Annotated in this window: 18 protein-coding genes; 9 read left to right on the top strand and 9 right to left on the bottom strand. The window is 65.7% G+C overall.

Features of this window, described 5'->3' with window-relative positions:
- Position 1 precedes the first annotated feature (1 nt).
- From AC6LJ2_RS17225 to AC6LJ2_RS17235, 3 genes are read left to right on the top strand one after another with little or no spacing between them, the layout of a single operon-like run.
- Entirely contained in the window at positions 2-991 is a 990-nt protein-coding gene (locus AC6LJ2_RS17225; RefSeq protein ID WP_263915584.1) for a branched-chain amino acid ABC transporter permease, read from the top strand.
- Positions 972-1,694: an ABC transporter ATP-binding protein gene (locus AC6LJ2_RS17230; RefSeq protein WP_199166736.1), complete on the top strand. Its 723-nt coding sequence runs from the start codon at positions 972-974 to the stop codon at positions 1,692-1,694. The genes AC6LJ2_RS17225 and AC6LJ2_RS17230 overlap by 20 nt, the downstream gene beginning before the upstream one ends.
- Before the next feature lie 4 nt (positions 1,695-1,698).
- Entirely contained in the window at positions 1,699-2,406 is a 708-nt protein-coding gene (locus AC6LJ2_RS17235) for an ABC transporter ATP-binding protein (RefSeq protein WP_263915606.1), read from the top strand.
- A 96-nt stretch (positions 2,407-2,502) separates the two neighbouring features.
- Here the strand turns inward: AC6LJ2_RS17235 and AC6LJ2_RS17240 are convergent, their stop codons facing one another.
- The 4 genes from AC6LJ2_RS17240 to AC6LJ2_RS17255 form a co-directional block, all read right to left on the bottom strand.
- Entirely contained in the window at positions 2,503-3,573 is a 1,071-nt protein-coding gene (locus tag AC6LJ2_RS17240; RefSeq protein ID WP_498151795.1) for a porin, read from the bottom strand.
- Positions 3,574-3,910: 337 nt separating this feature from the next.
- Entirely contained in the window at positions 3,911-5,212 is a 1,302-nt protein-coding gene (locus tag AC6LJ2_RS17245; RefSeq protein ID WP_263915582.1) for a TRAP transporter large permease, read from the bottom strand.
- Positions 5,205-5,705, bottom strand: a complete 501-nt coding sequence (locus tag AC6LJ2_RS17250) for a TRAP transporter small permease (RefSeq protein ID WP_263915581.1) — start codon at positions 5,703-5,705, stop codon at positions 5,205-5,207. The genes AC6LJ2_RS17245 and AC6LJ2_RS17250 overlap by 8 nt, the downstream gene beginning before the upstream one ends.
- A gap of 8 nt (positions 5,706-5,713) precedes the next feature.
- Positions 5,714-6,688, bottom strand: coding sequence for a TRAP transporter substrate-binding protein (locus tag AC6LJ2_RS17255; RefSeq protein WP_498151796.1), 975 nt, complete (start codon positions 6,686-6,688; stop codon positions 5,714-5,716).
- Between the two features lie 280 nt (positions 6,689-6,968).
- On the opposite strand from AC6LJ2_RS17255, the gene nudC reads away from it, so the two are divergent.
- The 3 genes from nudC (at position 6,969) to AC6LJ2_RS17270 (ending at position 12,111) form a co-directional block, all read left to right on the top strand.
- Complete coding sequence (gene nudC / locus AC6LJ2_RS17260) at positions 6,969-7,739, top strand: NAD(+) diphosphatase (RefSeq protein WP_445656444.1); 771 nt, start codon at positions 6,969-6,971, stop codon at positions 7,737-7,739.
- Between the two features lie 157 nt (positions 7,740-7,896).
- Positions 7,897-8,406 (top strand): winged helix DNA-binding protein, encoded by a 510-nt coding sequence (locus AC6LJ2_RS17265; RefSeq protein WP_498151797.1) that lies wholly within the window; start codon positions 7,897-7,899, stop codon positions 8,404-8,406.
- Between the two features lie 81 nt (positions 8,407-8,487).
- The gene (locus AC6LJ2_RS17270) at positions 8,488-12,111 is read left to right on the top strand and encodes a hydantoinase B/oxoprolinase family protein (protein ID WP_498151798.1); all 3,624 of its coding nucleotides are present in this window, start codon (positions 8,488-8,490) and stop codon (positions 12,109-12,111) included.
- Positions 12,112-12,180: 69 nt separating this feature from the next.
- Here the strand turns inward: AC6LJ2_RS17270 and AC6LJ2_RS17275 are convergent, their stop codons facing one another.
- The gene (locus AC6LJ2_RS17275; RefSeq protein WP_498151799.1) at positions 12,181-13,242 is read right to left on the bottom strand and encodes a C45 family autoproteolytic acyltransferase/hydrolase; all 1,062 of its coding nucleotides are present in this window, start codon (positions 13,240-13,242) and stop codon (positions 12,181-12,183) included.
- 164 nt (positions 13,243-13,406) lie between these two features.
- Here AC6LJ2_RS17275 and glnH point away from each other — a divergent pair, with 164 nt between their 5' ends.
- The 3 genes from glnH (at position 13,407) to glnQ (ending at position 15,703) form a co-directional block, all read left to right on the top strand.
- Complete coding sequence (gene glnH, locus AC6LJ2_RS17280; protein ID WP_263915576.1) at positions 13,407-14,159, top strand: glutamine ABC transporter substrate-binding protein GlnH; 753 nt, start codon at positions 13,407-13,409, stop codon at positions 14,157-14,159.
- Between the two features lie 162 nt (positions 14,160-14,321).
- Positions 14,322-14,978 (top strand): glutamine ABC transporter permease GlnP, encoded by a 657-nt coding sequence (gene glnP, locus AC6LJ2_RS17285; protein WP_263915575.1) that lies wholly within the window; start codon positions 14,322-14,324, stop codon positions 14,976-14,978.
- A complete protein-coding gene (gene glnQ / locus AC6LJ2_RS17290; protein ID WP_263915574.1) occupies positions 14,975-15,703 on the top strand; it encodes a glutamine ABC transporter ATP-binding protein GlnQ in 729 nt (242 codons plus the stop codon). The genes glnP and glnQ overlap by 4 nt, the downstream gene beginning before the upstream one ends.
- 64 nt (positions 15,704-15,767) lie before the next feature.
- Here glnQ and AC6LJ2_RS17295 read toward each other — a convergent pair whose 3' ends face one another.
- From AC6LJ2_RS17295 to gmk, 4 genes are read right to left on the bottom strand one after another with little or no spacing between them, the layout of a single operon-like run.
- A complete protein-coding gene (locus tag AC6LJ2_RS17295) occupies positions 15,768-15,938 on the bottom strand; it encodes a hypothetical protein (protein WP_498151800.1) in 171 nt (56 codons plus the stop codon).
- On the bottom strand, positions 15,938-18,232 hold the full coding sequence (locus AC6LJ2_RS17300) for a RelA/SpoT family protein (protein WP_263915572.1): 2,295 nt from the start codon (positions 18,230-18,232) through the stop codon (positions 15,938-15,940). The genes AC6LJ2_RS17295 and AC6LJ2_RS17300 overlap by 1 nt, the downstream gene beginning before the upstream one ends.
- 22 nt (positions 18,233-18,254) lie before the next feature.
- Positions 18,255-18,458 carry a DNA-directed RNA polymerase subunit omega gene (gene rpoZ, locus AC6LJ2_RS17305; protein ID WP_006219679.1) on the bottom strand — a complete coding sequence of 68 codons (204 nt, stop codon included), beginning with the start codon at positions 18,456-18,458 and terminating at the stop codon, positions 18,255-18,257.
- 46 nt (positions 18,459-18,504) lie between these two features.
- Positions 18,505-19,137 (bottom strand): guanylate kinase, encoded by a 633-nt coding sequence (gene gmk / locus AC6LJ2_RS17310; RefSeq protein ID WP_263915571.1) that lies wholly within the window; start codon positions 19,135-19,137, stop codon positions 18,505-18,507.
- Positions 19,138-19,213: the final 76 nt, after the last annotated feature.

Raw genomic sequence — 19,213 nt, forward strand, 5'->3', positions numbered from 1 at the left:
CATGACGACGACACAGAAAATCGATGGCGCGTCCGCGGGCGTGCCGAAGTGGCCGGTGGCCGTGGCCCTGGGCGTGGCGGTCTTGCTGGCGGCGGTGCCGCTGGCGGTGACCGATTCGTTCACCTTGCAAGTGCTGCTCCTGGCCATCATGTTCGGCGCGCTGGGCGCATGCTGGAACCTGGTGGGCGGCTTCCTGGGGCGCATTTCCTTCGGCCACAGCGTGTTCGTGGGCGTGGGGGGCTACACCACCTTGCTGCTGCTGCATCACCTGAAGCTCACGCCGCTCCTGGGCATTCCGCTGGGCGGACTGATCAGCGCCGCGCTGGCCTGGCTGGTGGGCGGGCCGACCTTGCGCCTGTCCGGCCATTATTTCGCCATGGCCACCATCGCGCTGCTGCAGATCGGCTTGCTGCTGCTGATCAATTGGGAATGGGCGGGCGGGGCGGTGGGGCTGGAAGCCCCGATCGGCGATGCGGCCTGGATGCTGCTGTTTCGCAGCAAGGTGCCGTACTACCTGATCGCGGTGGGGCTGGCGTTCCTGACGTTCTGCGCCACGTACTTCCTGGTGCATTCCAAGACCGGCTTCTATTGGCGTGCCATCAACGGCGACGAGGCCGCCTCGCGCAGCCTGGGCGTGCCGGCCGACCGCTACAAGATGCTGGCGTTCGTGCTGTCGGCGGGCATGACGGGCGTCTGGGGCGGCTTCTTTGCCATGTATGTCGGCTTCATCGATCCCGAATCGATGTTCAGCCTGACGATGTCGGTGCAGGTGGTGCTGGTGGCCATCCTGGGCGGCGTGGGTACGCTGGTCGGGCCGTGGCTGGGCGCGGCGGTGCTGCTGCCGCTGTCGGAAGGCACGCGTGTGCTGTGGGGCAGTTCGGGCCTGGGCCTGGACCTGCTGATTTTCGGGTTGGCGATTCTGCTCGTCACCCTGTTCCTGCCAGGCGGTCTGGTGACATTGAGGAGGCGCCGTGGCTCTGCTGGACGTTAAGGACCTGACCAAGCGCTTCGGCGGCCTGGTCGCCAACAAGGATATCTCGCTGTCGGTCGAAGCGGGCGAGATCGTCGCCATCATCGGCCCCAACGGGGCGGGCAAGAGCACGCTGTTCAACGGCCTGGTGGGCCATCACGAGCCCACCTCGGGCACGGTGACGTTCGGCGGCGAATCCATGATCGGCCGGCGGCCCGAGCAGGTCGCGGCGATGGGGCTGGTGCGCACCTACCAGATCCCGCGCAGCTTCGGCCAGATGACGGTGCTGGAAAACGCCATGGTCGGCGCGCTGCTGCGCCATCCGCGGCTGCCCGATGCGCGCCGCGCGTCGGCCAAGGTGCTGGAACTGGTGGGCCTGGCCGATCGCGCCAACACGCTGGCGGCCGAGCTGAACGTGGCGGGGCAGAAGCGGGTGGAACTGGCGCGCGCGCTGGCCACCGAACCGCGCATGCTGCTGCTGGACGAAGTGGCGGGCGGCCTGAACCCGGCCGAGGCCATCGCGCTGGCCGAGATCCTGCGCGGCATCCATGCCGCCGGCGTCACGCTCATCATCGTCGAGCACGTGCTGGAAGTGGTGATGCGGCTGGCCCAGCGGGTGCTGGTGCTGAACTTCGGCCAGATGATCGCCGAAGGCGCGCCGCAGGACATCGTGCGCAATCCCGCCGTGATCGAAGCCTATCTGGGGAGAAAGCACCGTGCCTGAAGTGATGTTGAAGGTAGAGAACCTGAGCGTGGCCTATGGCGGCGTGCAAGCCGTGCGCGGCATTTCCCTGGAGGTGCGCCCCGGCGAGATCGCCGCGCTGCTGGGCGCCAACGGCGCCGGCAAGTCCAGCACGCTCCTGGCCATCATCGGCTCGGTCAAGCCCAAGGAAGGCCGGGTGGTCTTCGAAGGGCGCGACATCACGGGCACCCCGCCGGACCAGCTGGTCAAGCAGGGCATCGCGATGATTCCGGAAGGCGCGCGGGTGTTTGCCCGCCAACCGGTCGAGCAGAACCTGCGGCTGGGCGCCTACACGGTGCGCGACGAACGCATCTACCAGGAGCGGCTGGACAAGGTCTACGCCTTGTTCCCGCGCCTGAAAGAGCGGCGCGAGCAACTGGCGGGCACCATGTCCGGCGGCGAACGGCAGATGCTGGCCATCGGCCGCGCGCTGATGAGCGGTCCGCGATTGCTGTTGATCGACGAGCCCAGCCTGGGCCTGTCGCCCTTGCTGGTCGAGCAGGTCTTCGACGCCCTGGCCGCGCTGAACCGCGATGACGGCCTGTCGGTGCTGCTGGTCGAGCAGAACATGGCGCAGGCGCTGGAAGTGGCGGCGCGCGCCTACGTGATGCAAAGCGGGCGCATTGCGCTGTCGGGCGATGCGGCCGAACTGGCGGCGTCGGACGAGGTGCGCCGCGCGTATCTGGGGATGTAGCCCGGGCGCTGGCGCAGCACGAAGAAAAAGCCCACCGCGCAAGCGGTGGGCTTTTTGACATGCGGCCGGGGGTAGGCCTTGAGTCCGGTGAAGGACTTAGAAAATGTGGCGGATGCCCAGGCCGGCGCCGATCTGGCTGGTGCGGCCGGCGATTTCGCCGGTGACGGCATCGTTGACCTTGTTGTAGTCGACGGTGCCGTACACCTGGGTGCGCTTGGACAGCGAGTACTCGGCCACGGCCACCAGGGCGTAGCGCTTGCCCTTGTCGCCGTCTTCGACCACGTTCTTGCTTTGGTCGTAGTAGGCGGCGCCGGTGATGGCCCAGCGCGGGGTGGCCTGCCAGGTCACGCCGGCGAAGTAGCCGTTGTCCTTGCGGTCGAGCTGGGCGGTGGTGGTGCCACCCATGACGGCGTTGACCCAGCCGGTCTGGTCGCGGCCGTTGAAGTAGCCGGCGAAGATCTTGGCGCTTTCGAACTGATACGAGGCGCTCAGGTTCCAGACTTGCTGGCGCAGGTCGGAATCGGTGCCTTGGTACGTCTTCATGAACGCGCCGCCCAGGCCGAGCTGGCCGGCGGTGTAGCGCAGGCTGATGCCCATTTGCTGGCCAGCCTTCTTGTCGTCCCAACGGTCGCCGTTGGCCCACGACGCGATGACGTTCAGGTCGCCGAGCGTGTTCGAGTAGCGCACGGTGTTGTTGTTGCGCACGCGGCCCATGGCGGCGGGCAGCCACGAGTTTTCGTTGTAGTTACCGACGGTCAGCGGATCGAAGTAGTCCGCCATCAGGTCCTGGATCACCGTGTTCTGCAGACCCAGGGTCAGCGCGCCGATCTTGCCGCCGTCCAGGCCGACGTAGGCCAGGCGGTTGAAGGTCTTGCTGGTGTCGGAACCGCGACCGTTCTGCACGTTGAAGCCTTGCTCCAGGCGGAAGAAGGCGCGGTTGCCGTCGCCCAGGTCTTCCGAGCCACGCAGGCCCCAGCGGCTGTTCGAGATGGCGCCGTTTTCCATCGAGATGCGGCTGCCGTCCACGCCGGTCGAGCCGGAGCTGGTGTTGACGTAGCGCATGCTGACGTCGGCGATACCGTACAGGGTCACGCTGGTTTCCGCCGAAGCGGCACCGGCGGCAAGGCCGAGGCCGGCTGCAGCGAGAGAGAGGGTGATGCGTTTCACGAAGGCTTCTCCTAGATGTTTCTGTTCTTAGCGTGAGCCGGGCTTGTGACTCGGCTGGTTGCACCTGGCGGTTCGCCTGGAGCTGGGCCGTCGCACCGACGCCAGGGTTGGCGCGGGTCCGGAGCGTTGGCCGTTTGTGCGTTCGATGCGCCATCGTGGTGCGCAACCAGAACGCCACGGGGATTCTAAAAAAGTTACGGGTTGTGTTGTTGCTTTATCTTTTTGGCGTTTTCCCTGGGTTTACAGAATTCCAAAAAAGGCGATTGTTGAAACAATCCCGTGATTGTTCCAAAAAAAACCCCGTTGCAAGAACGGGGTTTCGGGAGGGCTCAGGCGCTCAAAGCGTCATGTGCAGCGGCAGCCACGTCGCAATGCCAGGGATGGCATAGAGCAGCAGCACCGCCAGGATCATCAGGAAGAACATCGGCAGCGAGGCCTTGGCGATGTAGGGCAGTTCGCGCCCGCTCATGCCCGACAGCACGAACAGGTTGAAGCCCACCGGCGGGGTGATCTGTGCCATTTCCACAACGAAAACGATGAAGATGCCGAACCAGATCAGGTCGATGCCGGCCGCCTGCACCGTGGGCAGCAGCACGCCCATGGTCAGCACGACGATCGAGATGCCGTCCAGGAAGCAGCCCAGGACAATGAAGAACACCATCAGCGCCATGATCAGGCCGAACTGCGACAGGCCCAGCCCGCCGATCCATTCGGCCAGCGCCCGAGGCAAGCCGATGTAGCCCATGGCCAGCGTCAGGAACTGCGCGCCGGCCAGGATCAGCGCGATCATGCAGTACAGCCGGGTGGCGCCCAGCAGCGATTGCATGAAGGTGCTGCGGTTCAGGGAGCCTTGCAGCGCCGACAGGATCAACGCGCCCACCACGCCCACTGCCGCAGCCTCGGTGGCCGTGGCGACGCCGGTGTAGATGGAACCGAGCACCGCGCCGATCAGCAGCATCACGGGAATCAGGTGGCGCGAGCGCGACAGCTTTTCCATGAACGTCAGGCCGGGGTCGGCGGCCGGCACCTGGCCGGGATTGCGGAGGGCCCACCAGGCGATGTAGCCCATGAACAACAGCGCCAGCAGGATGCCCGGCACGATGCCCGCGATGAACAGCTTGGCGATGGACACGTCCGCCGCCACGCCGTAGACGATCATGATGATCGATGGCGGGATCAGCAGCCCCAGGGTGCCGGCGCCCGACAGCGTGCCCAGGATCTTCTCCTCGGGGTAGCCGCGGCGGGTCAGCTCGGGAATGGTCATCTTGCCGACCGTGGCGCAGGTGGCGGCCGACGACCCCGACACCGCCGCGAAGATCGCGCAGCCGATGACGTTGGTGTGCAGCAGCCGGCCGGGCAGGCGGTTCAGCCACGGCGCCAGGCCCTTGAACAGGTCTTCGGACAGCCGGGTGCGGAACAGGATTTCTCCCATCCACAGGAACAAGGGCAGGGCGGTCAGGGTCCAGCTGGACGAGGCGCCCCAGATGGTGACGGCCATGGCGTCGCCGGCCGGGCGGCTGGAGAAGATCTCCATGCCGATCCAGGCGGTGCCCGCCAGCGTCAGGCCGACCCAGACGCCGCAGCCCAGCAGCGCGAAGATCGAGACGACCAATAAGGTAATGACGAGAAGTTCATTCATGGGTTTGCTGCGAGGTGGCGGCGGCCAGGCCGCGTGAACGGCGGACCAGCTCATCGAGCAGGGCGACCAGGAACAGGACGGTGCCCGCGGCCATGCTCAGCTGCGGAATCCACAGCGGCGTGGCGTCGTTGGACGTCGAAATGTCGTTGAACTGCCACGAGTCGTAGGCCAGCTTGATGCTGAAGAACGCGAATGTGGCGGCCAGCAGGCAGCCCATCGCCAACGCGAAAATGTCCAGGCGGCGGCTGCCGGCGGGCGACAGCGAGTTCAAGAGCAGCGTCACGCGGATGTGTTCGCCGTGCTTGAACGTGCTGGCCAAAGCCAGGAATCCGGCGGCGGCCATGAAATACCCGGCATAGGCATCCGTGCCGGGTATGTTCAGGCCGAGCTGGCGCGCGACGATCGCGGCCAGCACCGACACCAGTACACCAATCGTGCACAGGCCGGCCAACAGGCCGGCCGCGCCGTAAAGACCATCTAGAAAGCGGCGCATGATGTCGATTACTGCTTCTTGTAGGCGTCGATCATGGCCTGGCCGTCAGCACCCGCTTTCTTGAGCCAGTCGTCCAGCATGCGCTTGCCGATGACCGACAGGCCTTCCTTGAGCTCGACCGTCGGCTTGATGGTTTCCATGCCGTTCTTGGCCAGCTCTTCCTGGTACCACTTGTTCTTTTCCTGCGACAGCTTCCAGCCGCGTTCTTCGGCTTGCGCACCGGCCTTCTTCAGGGCGGCTTGCGTGGCCGGATCCAGCACCTCGAAGGCCTTCTTGTTCACGATCACGGCGTTCTTGGGCAGCCAGGCCTGGGTGTCGTAGAACTTCTTGATGTACTCGTAGGTCTTGGTGTCGTAGCCGGTCGAGGCCGAGGACATGTACGAGTCGATCACGCCGGTGGCCAGCGCCTGGGCCAGTTCGGCCTGCTGCACGGTCACGGGCTGGGCGCCGACGAGTTCAGCGATCTTGGCCGTCACCGGGCTGTAGGCGCGCCATTTCAGGCCCTTCATGTCGCTGATCTGCTTGATGTCCTTGTTGGCGAAGATGCCCTGGGGCGGCCACGCCACGGCGTACAGCAGCGTCATGCCCTGCGAATTCAGCTTCTTTTCAAGGAACGGCTTCTGCGCCTGGTACAGCTTGAACGACGCCTCGTAGCCGGTGGCCAGGAAGGGCAGGCCATCCAGTTCGTAGATCGGGTCTTCGTTGGCGAAGTTGGTCAGGAGAATCTCGCCGATCTGGGCCTGGTTGCCCTGGACCGCGCGCTTGATCTCCGGCGCCTTGTACAGCGAGGCGTTGTTGTGCAGCGTGATCTTCAGCTTGCCTTCGGACAGGGTGTCCACGTCCTTGATGAAGGTGGTCAGGTTCTCGACGTGGAAGTTGCTGGCCGGGTAGGCGCTGGGCAGGTCCCATTTGGTTTGAGCCTGTGCGCCCGCGCTGAACGCCAGGAGGATGCTGCCGGTCAGCAGCGAGATTTTCTTGAACATGGGGTGGTCCTTCTTTGCGAATGGTGGCAAGGCGGTGCTTGCCCGGTAGGCATTGCGAAAAAAAGAGCGCGCGCTTATGACGCGTTGCAGAAAAGCCGTGCCATTCTATGTTGCCGTGCAGTCACAAAGTGCCTGTGGACACGCATTTACGGGTAATTCCTAGGACCGCTACGCCACAATGATTGAAGCTTGAATTATTGTGTTGTGGCGTCGCGCAATGCATCGCGATACACGTTTTTCTTCTAAGATTCCAACGTTGAATCCTGCCGCAGAGGCTTGTGTGAATTTCGTTTTCCGTCGTGATGAATTGCTGGTCGAAGAAGCATCCAGCGTATTGCCCGACCTGGACGCCTGTGTCCGGGTGGGCGTGGCGGCCGAAGGGCTGCAACCGGTCTGGGCCGCGCCGGAGTCGCCGGCCCGCACCATCCACGTCGAGCCCGGCGTCGAGCCGCCGCACGGCTATGCCTTCAAGAAGCTGCGTTCGCTGTTTGGCGTGTTCGACGACGAACGCATGGCGCTGGCCGGCCGGGCCTACCAGATCGCGGAATGGGCGCGCACGCACCGTTTCTGTGGCGCCTGCGGCACCGCCACGGTGCGCGTGGCCGGCGAATTCTGCCAGCGTTGCCCGGCCTGCGGCTTCTCGGCCTATCCGCGCATTTCGCCCGCCATGATGGTGTTGATCCGCAAGGGCGACAGCATCCTGCTGGCCCGTCACACCACCAACGCCGCCTCGCGCTACACCGCGCTGGCCGGCTTCGTCGAACCGGGCGAGAGCATCGAGCAGACCGTGCACCGCGAGGTCTTCGAAGAAGTGGGCCTGAAGGTCGGCAACCTGAAGTACTTCGGCAGCCAGTCCTGGCCGTTCCCGCATTCGCTGATGGTGGCCTATACCGCCGAATACGTGTCGGGCGACATCCGCGTCCAGGAGGACGAGATCGCCGACGCCCGCTGGTTCGGGCCGGGCGACCCGATGCCCGAGATCGCGGCGCGCATCTCGATCGCCGGCTCGCTGATCCGCGCGCACTTGCCGGCCGGCTGGGACGCGCCATAGCGCGACGGCGGGCCAGGAGGGCGCGCCTGCCGCGCGCTTTCCTCTCAGGGTATTCCCTCGAAATGGGGGATTTTTTATGTCCCTGATTTATTTTTTATTGATGAAATATAGATAAATTATTAGTATTTCGCACAGATAAACTTCTAGCCCGGCCTCTATGACCTCCACGTTGATTGCCTCGTCGGCCCATCTGGCCGGGGGCAGCGCGCCCGATCTGTCCGAAGTCGAATTCGGCCTGATGATCGCCAGCCACGCCTTTGACCGCTGGACGGTGCGCTGCATGGCGGCCGCGGGCCTGCCCGACCTGACGCCGACCGACGTCATGGTGTTTCACCACGTGTTCCATCGCCAGCGTCCCAAGAAGCTGGCCGACATCTGCTTCACGCTCAACGTCGAAGACACCCACATCGTCAATTACGCGCTCAAGAAGCTGGACCGCCTGGGCGTGGTCAAGGGCGAGCGCGCCAGCAAGGAAGTGTTCTACAGCGTCACGTCCGAAGGCGCGGCCATCATCAAGCGCTACGGCGAAATCCGCGAGCAATGCCTGACCGCCGGCCTGGATGCGCCGGGCGGGGGCGGCCTGGAATTCAGCCGCCAGCTGGCGCACACCCTGCGCGCGCTGTCCGGCCTGTACGACCAGGCGGCGCGCGCGGCGACCTCCCTATAACCGATACGCGGGGCCAGCCCCCGCACCTGCAACCCGCCGTGACGCCTGCGCCGCGGCGGCTTCCCGTACCCGAGGATACTTATGAAGTGGCAATTCTGGATTGATCGTGGGGGCACCTTCACCGACATCGTGGCGCGCCGCCCCGATGGCTCGACCACCACCGCGAAGATGCTGTCGGAAAATCCCGAGCAGTACCGCGACGCCGCCGTGGCAGGCATCCGCAAGCTGCTGGGCATCGCTCCCGGGCAGCCGGTGCCGACCGAACAGGTCGAATGCGTGAAGATGGGCACCACCGTGGCCACCAACGCCTTGCTCGAACGCAAGGGCGAACGCACGCTGCTGGTCACCACCCGCGGCTTCCGTGATGGCCTGCGAATTGCCTACCAGAACCGTCCGCGCCTGTTCGACCGCAACGTCGTGCTGCCGGAAATGCTGTACGAAAGCGTGGTCGAGGCCGACGAGCGCGTCGCCGCCGATGGCGAAGTGATCCGCGACCTGGACGAAGCCGGCCTGCGCCGCGACATCCAGGCCGCGTTCGACAGCGGCATCCGTGCCGTGGCGATCGTGTTCATGCACGCCTGGCACGCCGCCGGGCACGAGCAACGCGCCGCCCGCATCGCCCGGGAAGTCGGCTTTACGCAGGTCTCGGCCTCGCACGAGGTCAGCCCGCTGATCAAGTACGTCTCGCGTGGCGACACCACCGTGGTCGACGCCTACCTGTCGCCCATTCTCAAGCGCTACGTGGACCAGGTGGCCGGCGAATTGCCCGGCATCCGCCTGATGTTCATGCAGTCCAGCGGCGGCCTGACCGACGCCCATCGCTTCCGCGGCAAGGACGCCATTCTGTCCGGCCCGGCCGGCGGCATCGTCGGCATGGTCCGCACCAGCGAACAGGCCGGCTTTGACAAGATCATCGGCTTCGACATGGGCGGCACGTCCACCGACGTCTCGCACTACGCCGGCGAATTCGAGCGCGAGTTCGAAACCCAGGTGGCCGGCGTGCGCATGCGCGCCCCGATGATGAGCATCCACACCGTGGCGGCCGGCGGCGGCTCGATCCTGCATTTCGACGGCGCGCGCCTGCGCGTCGGCCCGGACTCGGCCGGCGCCAACCCCGGCCCGGCCTGCTACCGCCGAGGCGGTCCGCTGGCCGTGACGGACTGCAACGTGCTGCTGGGCAAGATCCAACCCGACTTCTTCCCGAAGGTGTTCGGCCCCGAGGCCAACGAGCCGCTGGACCGCGACGCCGTGGCGCAGCGCTTTGCGGCCATGGCCGACGAGGTGCGCGCGGCCACGGGGCGCGACATGTCGCCCGAGCAACTGGCCGAAGGCTTCCTGGAAATTGCCGTGGGCAACATGGCCGAGGCCATCAAGCGCATCTCGGTGCAGCGCGGCCACGACGTCACCGAATACGCCCTGACGGTATTCGGCGGCGCGGGCGGGCAGCATGCCTGCCTGGTGGCCGACGCCCTGGGCATGACGACCGTGTTCGCGCATCCGCTGGGCGGCGTGCTGTCCGCTTACGGCATGGGCCTGGCCGACCAGACCGACATGCGCCAGAAGACCGTTGAAAAGGTGCTGGATGCCGACCTGATGCGCGAACTGGCCGGCGACCTGGACGCGCTGGCCAGCCAGGCCGTGGGCGAATTGCGTCGTCAGCACGTGGCCGACAGCGACATCAGCGTGCAGCGCCGCCTGCACCTGAAATACCGCGGCACGGATACGGCGCTGGAAGTTGCCTATGGCGACCTGGAACAGGCCCGCCGCGACTTCGAGGCTGCCTACCGCCAGCGTTATTCCTTCCTGATGCCCAACCGCGAGCTGGTGGTCGAGACCATTTCGGTCGAAGCGACGGGCGGCGGCGAACGCGTGACCGAAACGCCCGCATCGCGCACCCGCGACGGCGCGCTGGCTGCGCGTCAGACGGTGCGGATGTACAGCGGCGGCGCCTGGCGCGACACGCCCCTGTATGTGCGTGAAGACATGGCCGGCGGCGACGTGGTGGCGGGCCCCGCCATCATCTCGGAGCCCAACCAGACCACCGTCGTCGAACCCGGCTGGCAGGCCGAACTGACGGCGCAGGATCACTTCGTGATCCGCCGTGTCGAGGCCCGTCCGCAGCGCCGGGCCATCGGCACCCAGGCCGACCCGGTGATGCTGGAAGTCTTCAACAACCTCTTCATGTCGATCGCCGAGCAGATGGGCTACCGCCTGCAGAACACGGCGTACTCGGTCAACATCAAGGAACGCCTGGATTTCTCCTGCGCCATTTTCGACGCCAAGGCACGCCTGATCGCCAACGCGCCGCACATGCCGGTGCACCTGGGGTCCATGGGGGAATCGGTGCGCACGGTCATGCACGCCAACGCCGGCCGCATGCAGCCGGGCGACGCCTATGTGGTCAACGACCCGTACCACGGCGGCACCCACTTGCCGGACGTCACCGTCATCACCCCGGTGTTCGACCGCAAGGGCAGCGAAATCCTCTTCTACGTCGGCTCGCGCGGCCACCACGCCGACATCGGCGGCACCACGCCGGGCTCGATGCCGCCGGATTCCAAGACGGTGGAAGACGAAGGCGTGCTGTTCACGAACTTCCAGCTGGTCAAGGGCGGCGAGTTCCGCGAACAGGCGGCGCGCGACATCCTGGGTTCGGGCCGCTGGCCGGCGCGCAACCCCGACCAGAACATCGCCGACATGCACGCACAGATCGCCGCCAACGAAAAGGGCGTGCAGGAATTGCTGCGCATGTGCGATCACTTCGGGCTGGACGTGGTGCGGGCCTACATGGGCCACGTGCAGGACAACGCCGAAGAGGCCGTGCGCCGCGTGATTTCGGTGCTCAAGGACGGCAGCTACGAATACCCGCTGGACAACGGCGCGGTGATCCGGGTGGCCGTGCGGGTGGACAACCAGGCGCGCAGCGCCGTGGTGGACTTCACCGGCACGTCGCCGCAGCTGGACAACAACTTCAACGCCCCGGGCGCCATCGCCGTGGCCGCGGTGCTGTATGTGTTCCGCACCCTGGTCAACGACGACATCCCGCTGAACGACGGTTGCCTGGTGCCGCTGTCCATCATCCTGCCGGAAGGCTCGATGCTGCGTCCGAACCCGCCGGCCTCGGTGGTGGCGGGCAACGTCGAAACGTCCATGTGCATCGTCAATGCGCTGTATGGCGCGCTGGGCGTGCTGGCTTCCAGCCAGGGCACGATGAACAACTTCACCTTCGGCAACGCGCGTCACCAATACTACGAGACCATCTCGGGCGGTACGGGCGCAGGCCCGGTCAAGATCGACGCCGCGGGTCCGCACGACGAAGGCTTTGCGGGGACGTCCGTGGTGCAGGCCCACATGACCAACTCGCGCCTGACGGACCCCGAAGTGCTGGAGTTCCGTTTCCCGGTGCGGCTGGAATCGTACGAGATCCGCCATGGCTCGGGCGGGGCAGGGCGCTATCGCGGTGGCGACGGCGGTATCCGACGCATCCGCTTCCTGGAAGACATGACCGCGGCCATCCTGTCGAACAACCGCCGGTTCGCGCCGTTCGGCCTGGCGGGCGGCCAACCCGCTGCCATGGGTCGCAACTACGTCGAGCGGTTGGACGGTTCGATCGAGGAACTGGGTCCGCAGGACAGCGCCCAGTTGCGCCCCGGTGATGTGTTCGTGGTGGAAACCCCTGGGGGCGGCGGTTACGGTGCGGCCTGACGCCGCACGGCATTGACCGTCGCCGGGCCGTGGCGCGATCGCGGTACGGCCCGGGCAGCCCGGTTTCGCTCAGGCGGGATCGGGCTTTTTTTCGTCGTCGGGGTCGGTCATGACGTCCAGCGCGATGTCGGCGCGGGCCTTGCGGTCGTAGACCCGCAGCGTCACCTCGTCGTCGCGGATCTCGAACATGGCGGTGGCCAGGGTGTTCTCGTCGTCCGGATCGTCTTTGGCCGTGCGCAGGATGGGCAGGTCGCCATGGGTGTCGTGCAGCGCGGCCAGCAGGTCGGCGCCGCCGGTGGCCGGCGACCAGCCATCGACGATGCCTTCGATGCGGTTCTGGCGGGTGCGCGACGAGTCGGTGACGATCTGCGCCTGGCCGCGGGTTTCCTGGTGGATCATGTGGTTGGCGTGGCCGTAGCGCGTACCGATTTCCAGGAACGAGGCGCCGCCCGGCGCGACCTCGGCGCTGAAGATGCGCGGGTCGGCGGCCGATCCCAGCGTATGGTGAAAGCCGCCCGAGCGCGGGGCATCGCGCAGCAGCGCGATGGCCTCGTCCAGCGTGGTGCAATCGAGCACCGCCCGCGCCAGCAGCATGCGCGGCACGCCCGGGTGGCGCTGGCGCGTGCGCAGGTTGTTGATGGTCTGCACCAGGCCAGCGCGGTTGGCGGCAAACGTGTGGCCGGGCAGCGACCCCGGGTAATAGAAGCTGAGGTAACCCGGCGCATCTTCCAGCGCCACGTCCACCAGGTGGCAGCGGCCGTACAGATACGGGTCGCCGTCTTCGTTGTGGCCGATCCAGCGGGTGCCGTCCGCGGCCTTCAGGGCCACCGAGGTGCAACCATCGCCGGTGCTGCTGTGCAGCAGGTCGCCGCGGCAATTCCAGAGCAGCACGTCGGCCAGCGGCATGCGCAGCCCCTCGGCCAGGCCTTCCAGTTCTTCCCAGATGGCCGGCAGGGCGTCGCGGGCGAACTGGCCCAGTTGATCCAGGTAGCTGTGGCCGCGCCAGGGCCGCAGGGCTTCCCAGGTGCCGTTCTGTTCCAGGTAGGCCGCCATCAGCGGCCGGGCGAGCTTGCCCAGGGCGACGCCGACCTGGCGCCGATTGCCGGCGATGCGTACGTATTTGTAGGGCATGGGGATTCTCCGGGTGTCATGCGGATTGTAATTTTTCTAAGCTCTCTCCGGTGGGGACGGATGCGTTAAGATTTGCCGTAAGTTGCTCCGGCGATCCCGGCGTGACCGGCATCATGTCCCAACTACAACCCCGGGTACCAAAGGGTCCCCAAGAGGAGAGTTTCATGATTAAACGTAAAGTCGCCGCCGCCTTGGTCGGCCTGTCCATGGCCATGTTCGGCGCCGCTTCCGGCGCCTACGCCCAAGGCAAGGAATTGGTGGTGGCCACCGATACCGCCTTTGTTCCGTTCGAGTTCAAGCAGGGCAATACCTACGTCGGCTTCGACATCGATCTGTGGGCTGCCGTCGCCAAAGAGCTGAACCTGAAGTACAAGCTCCAGCCGATGGACTTCAACGGCATCATCCCGGGCCTGCAGACCAAGAACATCGACGCCGCGCTGGCCGGTATCACGATCCGCGACGACCGCAAGAAGGTCATCGACTTCTCCGACCCCTACTACGAAAGTGGCCTGGCCATCCTGGTCAGCGACAAGAACAGCGACATCAAGGACGCCAAGTCCCTGGCCGGCAAGACCGTCGCCGTCAAGACCGGCACGGCCACCGTCGACTTCCTGAAAGCCCAGGTGCCGGACGCCAAGCTCAAGCTGTTCCCCAACATCGACAACGCCTACCTCGAACTGGCCACCGGCCGCGTCGACGCCGCCGTGCACGACACGCCCAACGTCCAGTACTACGCCAATACGGCGGGCAAGGGTCGCGTCAAGGTGGTGGGTTCGCTCAAGAGCGGCGACTTCTACGGCATCGCCTTCCCCAAGGGCAGCGACCTCGTGCCGCAGGTGAACAAGGCGCTGGCCACCCTGAAGGCCAACGGCCAGTACGACGCCATCTACGAGAAGTGGTTCGGCAAGAAGCCCTGATCGTTCAGGCCTGATTGATTCTGCATTCGGGGCCGCCCGGCAGTCTGGGGCCTCGGCGCGACTTCGGTGGCGCCGGGCCTCGGCGGGCGGCCCCGAGCCGTTTGCCGCCCGGCATGGTTTGCTTCATGCCGCGGCGCGGTTGCACGCTATTAAGGGGTAATTGTGGATTTTGACTGGAATGTCGTGACAGAGGCGTTGCCCAACCTGTGGGTGGGCACGCAAATGACCATCAAGATCACCTTCTGGGGCCTGCTCGGCGGCTTCCTGCTGGGCGCGCTATCCGGCGTGACGCGGGCCTACGGGCATCCCATCCTGTCGGGCATTGCGCAGGTGTATGTCGCGGTCATCCGCGGCACGCCGATCGTGGTGCAGGTGATGTTCATCTATTTCGCCTTGCCGCTGCTGGCCAACGTCCGGGTGGATGCCGAATGGGCGGCCATCGTCACGCTCATCATCAATTCCGGCGCGTATATCTCGGAAATCGTGCGCGGGTCGCTGCTGTCCGTGCACAAGGGCCTGAAGGAAGCCGGCCAGGCCATGGGCCTGCCTTTCCACAAGATCCTGTTCCACATCATCGGGCCGGTGGCGTTTCGCCGCATGATTCCGCCGCTGGGCAACCAGTGCATCATCAGCCTGAAGGATTCGTCGCTGTTCATCGTGATCGGCGTCGCGGAACTGACCCGCCAAGGCCAGGAAATCATGGCCGCCAATTTCCGTGCGGTCGAGATCTGGTCCGCGATCGCCATCGTCTACCTGATCCTGACGGGCACGATGGCACTGGTCCTGCACCTGATCGAGAAGAGGATGCGCATACTATGAGCATGGTTGAATTTCATAACGTCACCAAGCACTTTGGACAGTCCATGGTGCTCAACGACATCTCGCTCAACATCGATGCGGGCGAAGTGGTCGTCGTGGTGGGCCCGTCCGGTTCGGGCAAGTCCACTTTCCTGCGCTGCATCAACGTGCTCGAAACCATCAACGACGGCGACCTGCTGGTCGATGGCCTGAGCGTGCGGGGCGACGCGGCGCAAGTGCGCGAGATCCGCCGCGAAGCCGGCATGGTGTTCCAGCAGTTCAATCTGTTCCCGCAGATGACCGCGCTGCAGAACGTCATGTTCGGGCCGGTGCACACGCGTGGCCTGGCGCGCGACGAAGCCCGCGAACTGGCCGAGCAGCTGCTGGCCAAGGTCGGGCTGGCCGAACGCATGAATCACTATCCCGGCGAATTGTCGGGCGGCCAGCAGCAGCGCGTGGCCATCGCCCGGGCGCTGGCCATCAAGCCCAAGCTGATGCTGTTCGACGAGCCCACCTCGGCGCTTGACCCCGAGCTGCGCCACGAGGTGCTCAAGGTCATGCGCGACCTGGCCGAAGAAGGCATGACCATGGTCGTGGTAACCCACGAAATGGAGTTCGCGCGCAAGGTCGGCAGCCGCCTGATCTTCATCGACGCGGGCAAGATCGCGCACGACGGTCCGCCGGCCGAGCTGCTGGACAATCCGCCCAGCCAGCGCCTGAAAGACTTCCTGCAGCACGTGGCCTGAGGGGGGGCAGGGGCGCCGGACCCTCTCCGGCGCCTCCGCTTGCCACGCCTGGGCTTGCGCCGGTTCAGCGGACCGGCAGCGCCACCACTTCATCCGTCGTCATGATGGCGCCGAACGGGTACGCCAGCGCGGCCAGCGGTTCAGGCGGGCCTGAAGCGGGTCGGCGCGCTGGCGGCGAGGACGAGCTGCGGGGAAAAGATCCGGCGCGGGCGGCATTGCCCGCGCCGGATGGCATCAGCCTTTCACGCGGACGATCTTCTGCACTTGCGGCACGTGGCGGATGGCGCGGATGACCTGGGCCAGGTGCTTGCGGCTGTCGACCTGGATGGTCAGGTGCAGCGATACCGTGGACACGGCGTCATCGTGCATGGTGACGTGCATGATGTTGGCGTCGGCCGCGGTGACTTCCGCTGCCAATCGGCCCAGCACGCCGCGTTCGTTGCGCGTGACGATGTCCAGGCGCGTCGCCAGGTGCTTGGCGGTGTGGGTATCCCACGCCACGTTGATCCAGCGTTCGGGTTCGCGCAGGCGCTGGCGCATCGCCACCGGGCAGTCGGCAGTATGCACCACCAGCCCGTGGCCCATGCGCATGCCGGCGATGATCGGGTCGCCGGGCAGCGGGCCGCAGCAAGGCGCCAACTGCACCGCCTGGCCTTCGTTGCCCTGGATCAGGATGGGCGCGCTGCGGGCCGAGGTCAGTTCGTCCACCGCGGCGGCGGTGGTGGCGACCAATTGATGTTCGGGCGCAAAACGCCGCGCCACCACGGCCGCCAGGCGCTTGCCCAAACCGATGTCGGCCAGGATTTCTTCGCGTGAACTGGCGCCGGTGCTGCGCGCCAGCTTCTGCCAGGCCGGGTCGTCGGTCGCCGGCAGCGGCATGTGCAGCTCTTGCAGGGCCTGGCCCAGCAGGCGTTCGCCGAAGGCCACGGATTCTTCGTACTTGACCGTGCGCAGGTAGTGGCGGATTTCGGAACGCGCGCGACCGGTGCGCACGTAGTTCAGCCACTGCGCGTTGGGCCGCGACGCCGGCGAGGTCACGATTTCGACCGTGTCGCCGCTGTTCAGCTCGGTGCGCAACGGCACGAATTCGCCGTTGACCTTGGCCGCCACGGCCTGGTTGCCGATGTCGGTATGGATGGCGTAGGCGAAGTCGACCGGCGTGGCGCCACGCGGCAGCGAGATGATCTTGCCGCGCGGGGTGAACACATAGACGGCGTCGGGGAACAGGTCGACCTTGACGTGTTCGAGGAATTCGCCCGAATCGCCGGTCTGGCTCTGGATGTCCAGCAGCGACTGCAACCATTGGTGGGTGCGCTTCTGCAGGTCGTTCAGGGTCAGGTCGTCGCCCTTGTACAGCCAGTGCGAGGCCACGCCTTCTTCGGCCACGTGGTGCATGTCGCGGGTACGGAACTGGAATTCCACCGGCGTGCCGTAGGGGCCCACCAGCGTGGTGTGCAGCGACTGGTAGCCGTTGACCTTCGGGATGGCGATGTAGTCCTTGAACTTGCCGGGTACCGGGCGGTACAGCTGGTGCAGCGTGCCCAGGGCCAGATAGCACTCGGGCAGCGTATGCACGATGACCCGAAAGCCGTAGATGTCGAGCACATCGGAGAAGGACTTTTTCTGGTCCTCCATCTTGCGGTAGATGCCGTACAGCGTCTTTTCGCGGCCGGTGACCTCGGCTTCGATGCCGGCGGCCGGCAACGCGGCGCGCACCGAATCGGCAATTTTGCCGATGACCTCGCGACGGTTGCCGCGCGCGGCCAGCACGGCCTTGTACAGCACCTGGTAGCGGTTGGGGTACATGGCCGCAAAGCACAGGTCCTGCAGTTCGCGGAACAGCAGGTTCAGCCCCAGCCGATGGGCGATGGGCGCGTAGATGTCCAGCGTTTCCCGGGCGATGCGGCGCCGCTTTTCGGGATTGACCGCGTCCAGCGTGCGCATGTTGTGCAGGCGGTCGGCCAGCTTGATGAGGATGACGCGCACGTCGCGCGCCATCGCCAGCAGCATCTTGCGGAAACTCTCGGCCTGCTGTTCGGCCTTGGTGGCGAAATCCAGGCGGTCGAGCTTGGACAGGCCATCGACCAGTTCAGCCACTTCGGGGCCGAATTTCTCGGCCAGCTCGTGCTTGGCAATGCCCTGGTCTTCCATCACGTCGTGCAGCAGGGCGGCGGACAACGCGTTGACGTCGAGCTTCCAGCCTGCGCAGATTTCGGTGACGGCGATGGGGTGCGAGATGTAGGGCGACCCGCTGGCGCGGAACTGGCCCAGGTGCGCCTGGTCGGCGAAGCGATAGGCTTCGCGAACGCGTTCTACGTCTTTCTTGTCGAGATAGCTGCCGATGATTTCGGTCAGCGGCGCCAGCGAAGCGACCGGCGAGGCGGTCGCGTCAGCCGCTTCTTGCGCGGCGACGGATGCTGGCGTGGAGGGATTCTTGTCTTTCTTGCCCGTGCGGCGCCCAAGGCGGGAGCCGGCACGTAGCGCGGCAAGCAGACCAGATGAAGCGTACTTCAGCCCGGGAAAAGCCATGCTTGCCGCCCCCCGGAACGTATCAGGTGGGAACTTTACGCAGCATTTCCACGCCGGTGAGGCCGCCTGCGATTTCGCGCAGCGCAGTGACCGTGGGCTTGTCTTTGCTGTCCAGGCGCGGGGCATGGCCTTGCGCCAGCTCGCGGGCGCGGTACGTGGCGGCCAGCGTGAGCTTGAAACGGTTGGGGATCTGATTCAGACAGTCTTCGACGGTAATGCGAGCCATTAGGACACCTGGTGCTGATGGAGGATAGGGAGAATGCGGATTCGTTTCAGTGGGCCGCCGGGATGCCGAGTTGCGCAAACAATTCAGCGTGGCGGGCGGCCTGAGACGAAAAACGTAGCCGGGCGGCGCTGACGATTTGAGTCAGTTCCGACAAGGCTACGCTAAATTCTTGATTAATAATAACATATTCGCATTCAGGCGCGTGGGCGATTTCGCCCCCGGCGGCCATCAGGCGGCGAGCGATCACTTGCGGCGCATCCTGGCCGCGCGCCTTGAGCCGGCTTTCGAGCTCTTCGATGGACGGCGGCAGCACGAAAATGCCGATGGCGGCCGGAAAACGCTGGCGCACCTGGCGCGCGCCTTGCCAATCGATTTCAAGCAGCACGTCGCGGCCATCACGCGTGGCGGCGTCGATGGGATCGCGCGGGGTGCCGTAGAAATTGCCATGCACTTCGGCCCATTCCAGCAGACGCTGCTCGTCGCGCAGCTGCTTGAATTCGTCGGCGCTGATGAAGCGGTATTCGCGGCCGTCTTCCTCGCCGGGGCGCGGGGCGCGGGTGGTGCAGGAAACGGACAGGAGAATGGCGGGATCTTGCTGGAGCAAGGCCTTGACCAGGCTGGACTTGCCGGCGCCGCTGGGTGCGACGACCATGAAGACATTTCCGGGGTTGACGTGCATGAATATGACGAGCGTGTGATGCCAAGACCCGAAGGATAGCAAATCGCGCGGTGCGGCAGGGGAAAACCCGCCGCGC

This window comes from Achromobacter sp. 1014246743, assembly GCF_059760725.1.

Coding starts and splice junctions, on each gene's coding strand:
- AC6LJ2_RS17225 (WP_263915584.1), top strand. CDS start 2: ATGACGACGACACAGAAAATCGATGGCGCGTCCGCGGGCGTGCCGAAG.
- AC6LJ2_RS17235 (WP_263915606.1), top strand. CDS start 1,699: ATGTTGAAGGTAGAGAACCTGAGCGTGGCCTATGGCGGCGTGCAAGCC.
- AC6LJ2_RS17245 (WP_263915582.1), bottom strand. CDS start 5,212: ATGAATGAACTTCTCGTCATTACCTTATTGGTCGTCTCGATCTTCGCG.
- AC6LJ2_RS17250 (WP_263915581.1), bottom strand. CDS start 5,705: ATGCGCCGCTTTCTAGATGGTCTTTACGGCGCGGCCGGCCTGTTGGCC.
- AC6LJ2_RS17255 (WP_498151796.1), bottom strand. CDS start 6,688: ATGTTCAAGAAAATCTCGCTGCTGACCGGCAGCATCCTCCTGGCGTTC.
- AC6LJ2_RS17265 (WP_498151797.1), top strand. CDS start 7,897: ATGACCTCCACGTTGATTGCCTCGTCGGCCCATCTGGCCGGGGGCAGC.
- AC6LJ2_RS17270 (WP_498151798.1), top strand. CDS start 8,488: ATGAAGTGGCAATTCTGGATTGATCGTGGGGGCACCTTCACCGACATC.
- AC6LJ2_RS17275 (WP_498151799.1), bottom strand. CDS start 13,242: ATGCCCTACAAATACGTACGCATCGCCGGCAATCGGCGCCAGGTCGGC.
- glnH (WP_263915576.1), top strand. CDS start 13,407: ATGATTAAACGTAAAGTCGCCGCCGCCTTGGTCGGCCTGTCCATGGCC.
- glnQ (WP_263915574.1), top strand. CDS start 14,975: ATGAGCATGGTTGAATTTCATAACGTCACCAAGCACTTTGGACAGTCC.
- AC6LJ2_RS17295 (WP_498151800.1), bottom strand. CDS start 15,938: ATGCCATCCGGCGCGGGCAATGCCGCCCGCGCCGGATCTTTTCCCCGC.
- AC6LJ2_RS17300 (WP_263915572.1), bottom strand. CDS start 18,232: ATGGCTTTTCCCGGGCTGAAGTACGCTTCATCTGGTCTGCTTGCCGCG.
- rpoZ (WP_006219679.1), bottom strand. CDS start 18,458: ATGGCTCGCATTACCGTCGAAGACTGTCTGAATCAGATCCCCAACCGT.
- gmk (WP_263915571.1), bottom strand. CDS start 19,137: ATGCACGTCAACCCCGGAAATGTCTTCATGGTCGTCGCACCCAGCGGC.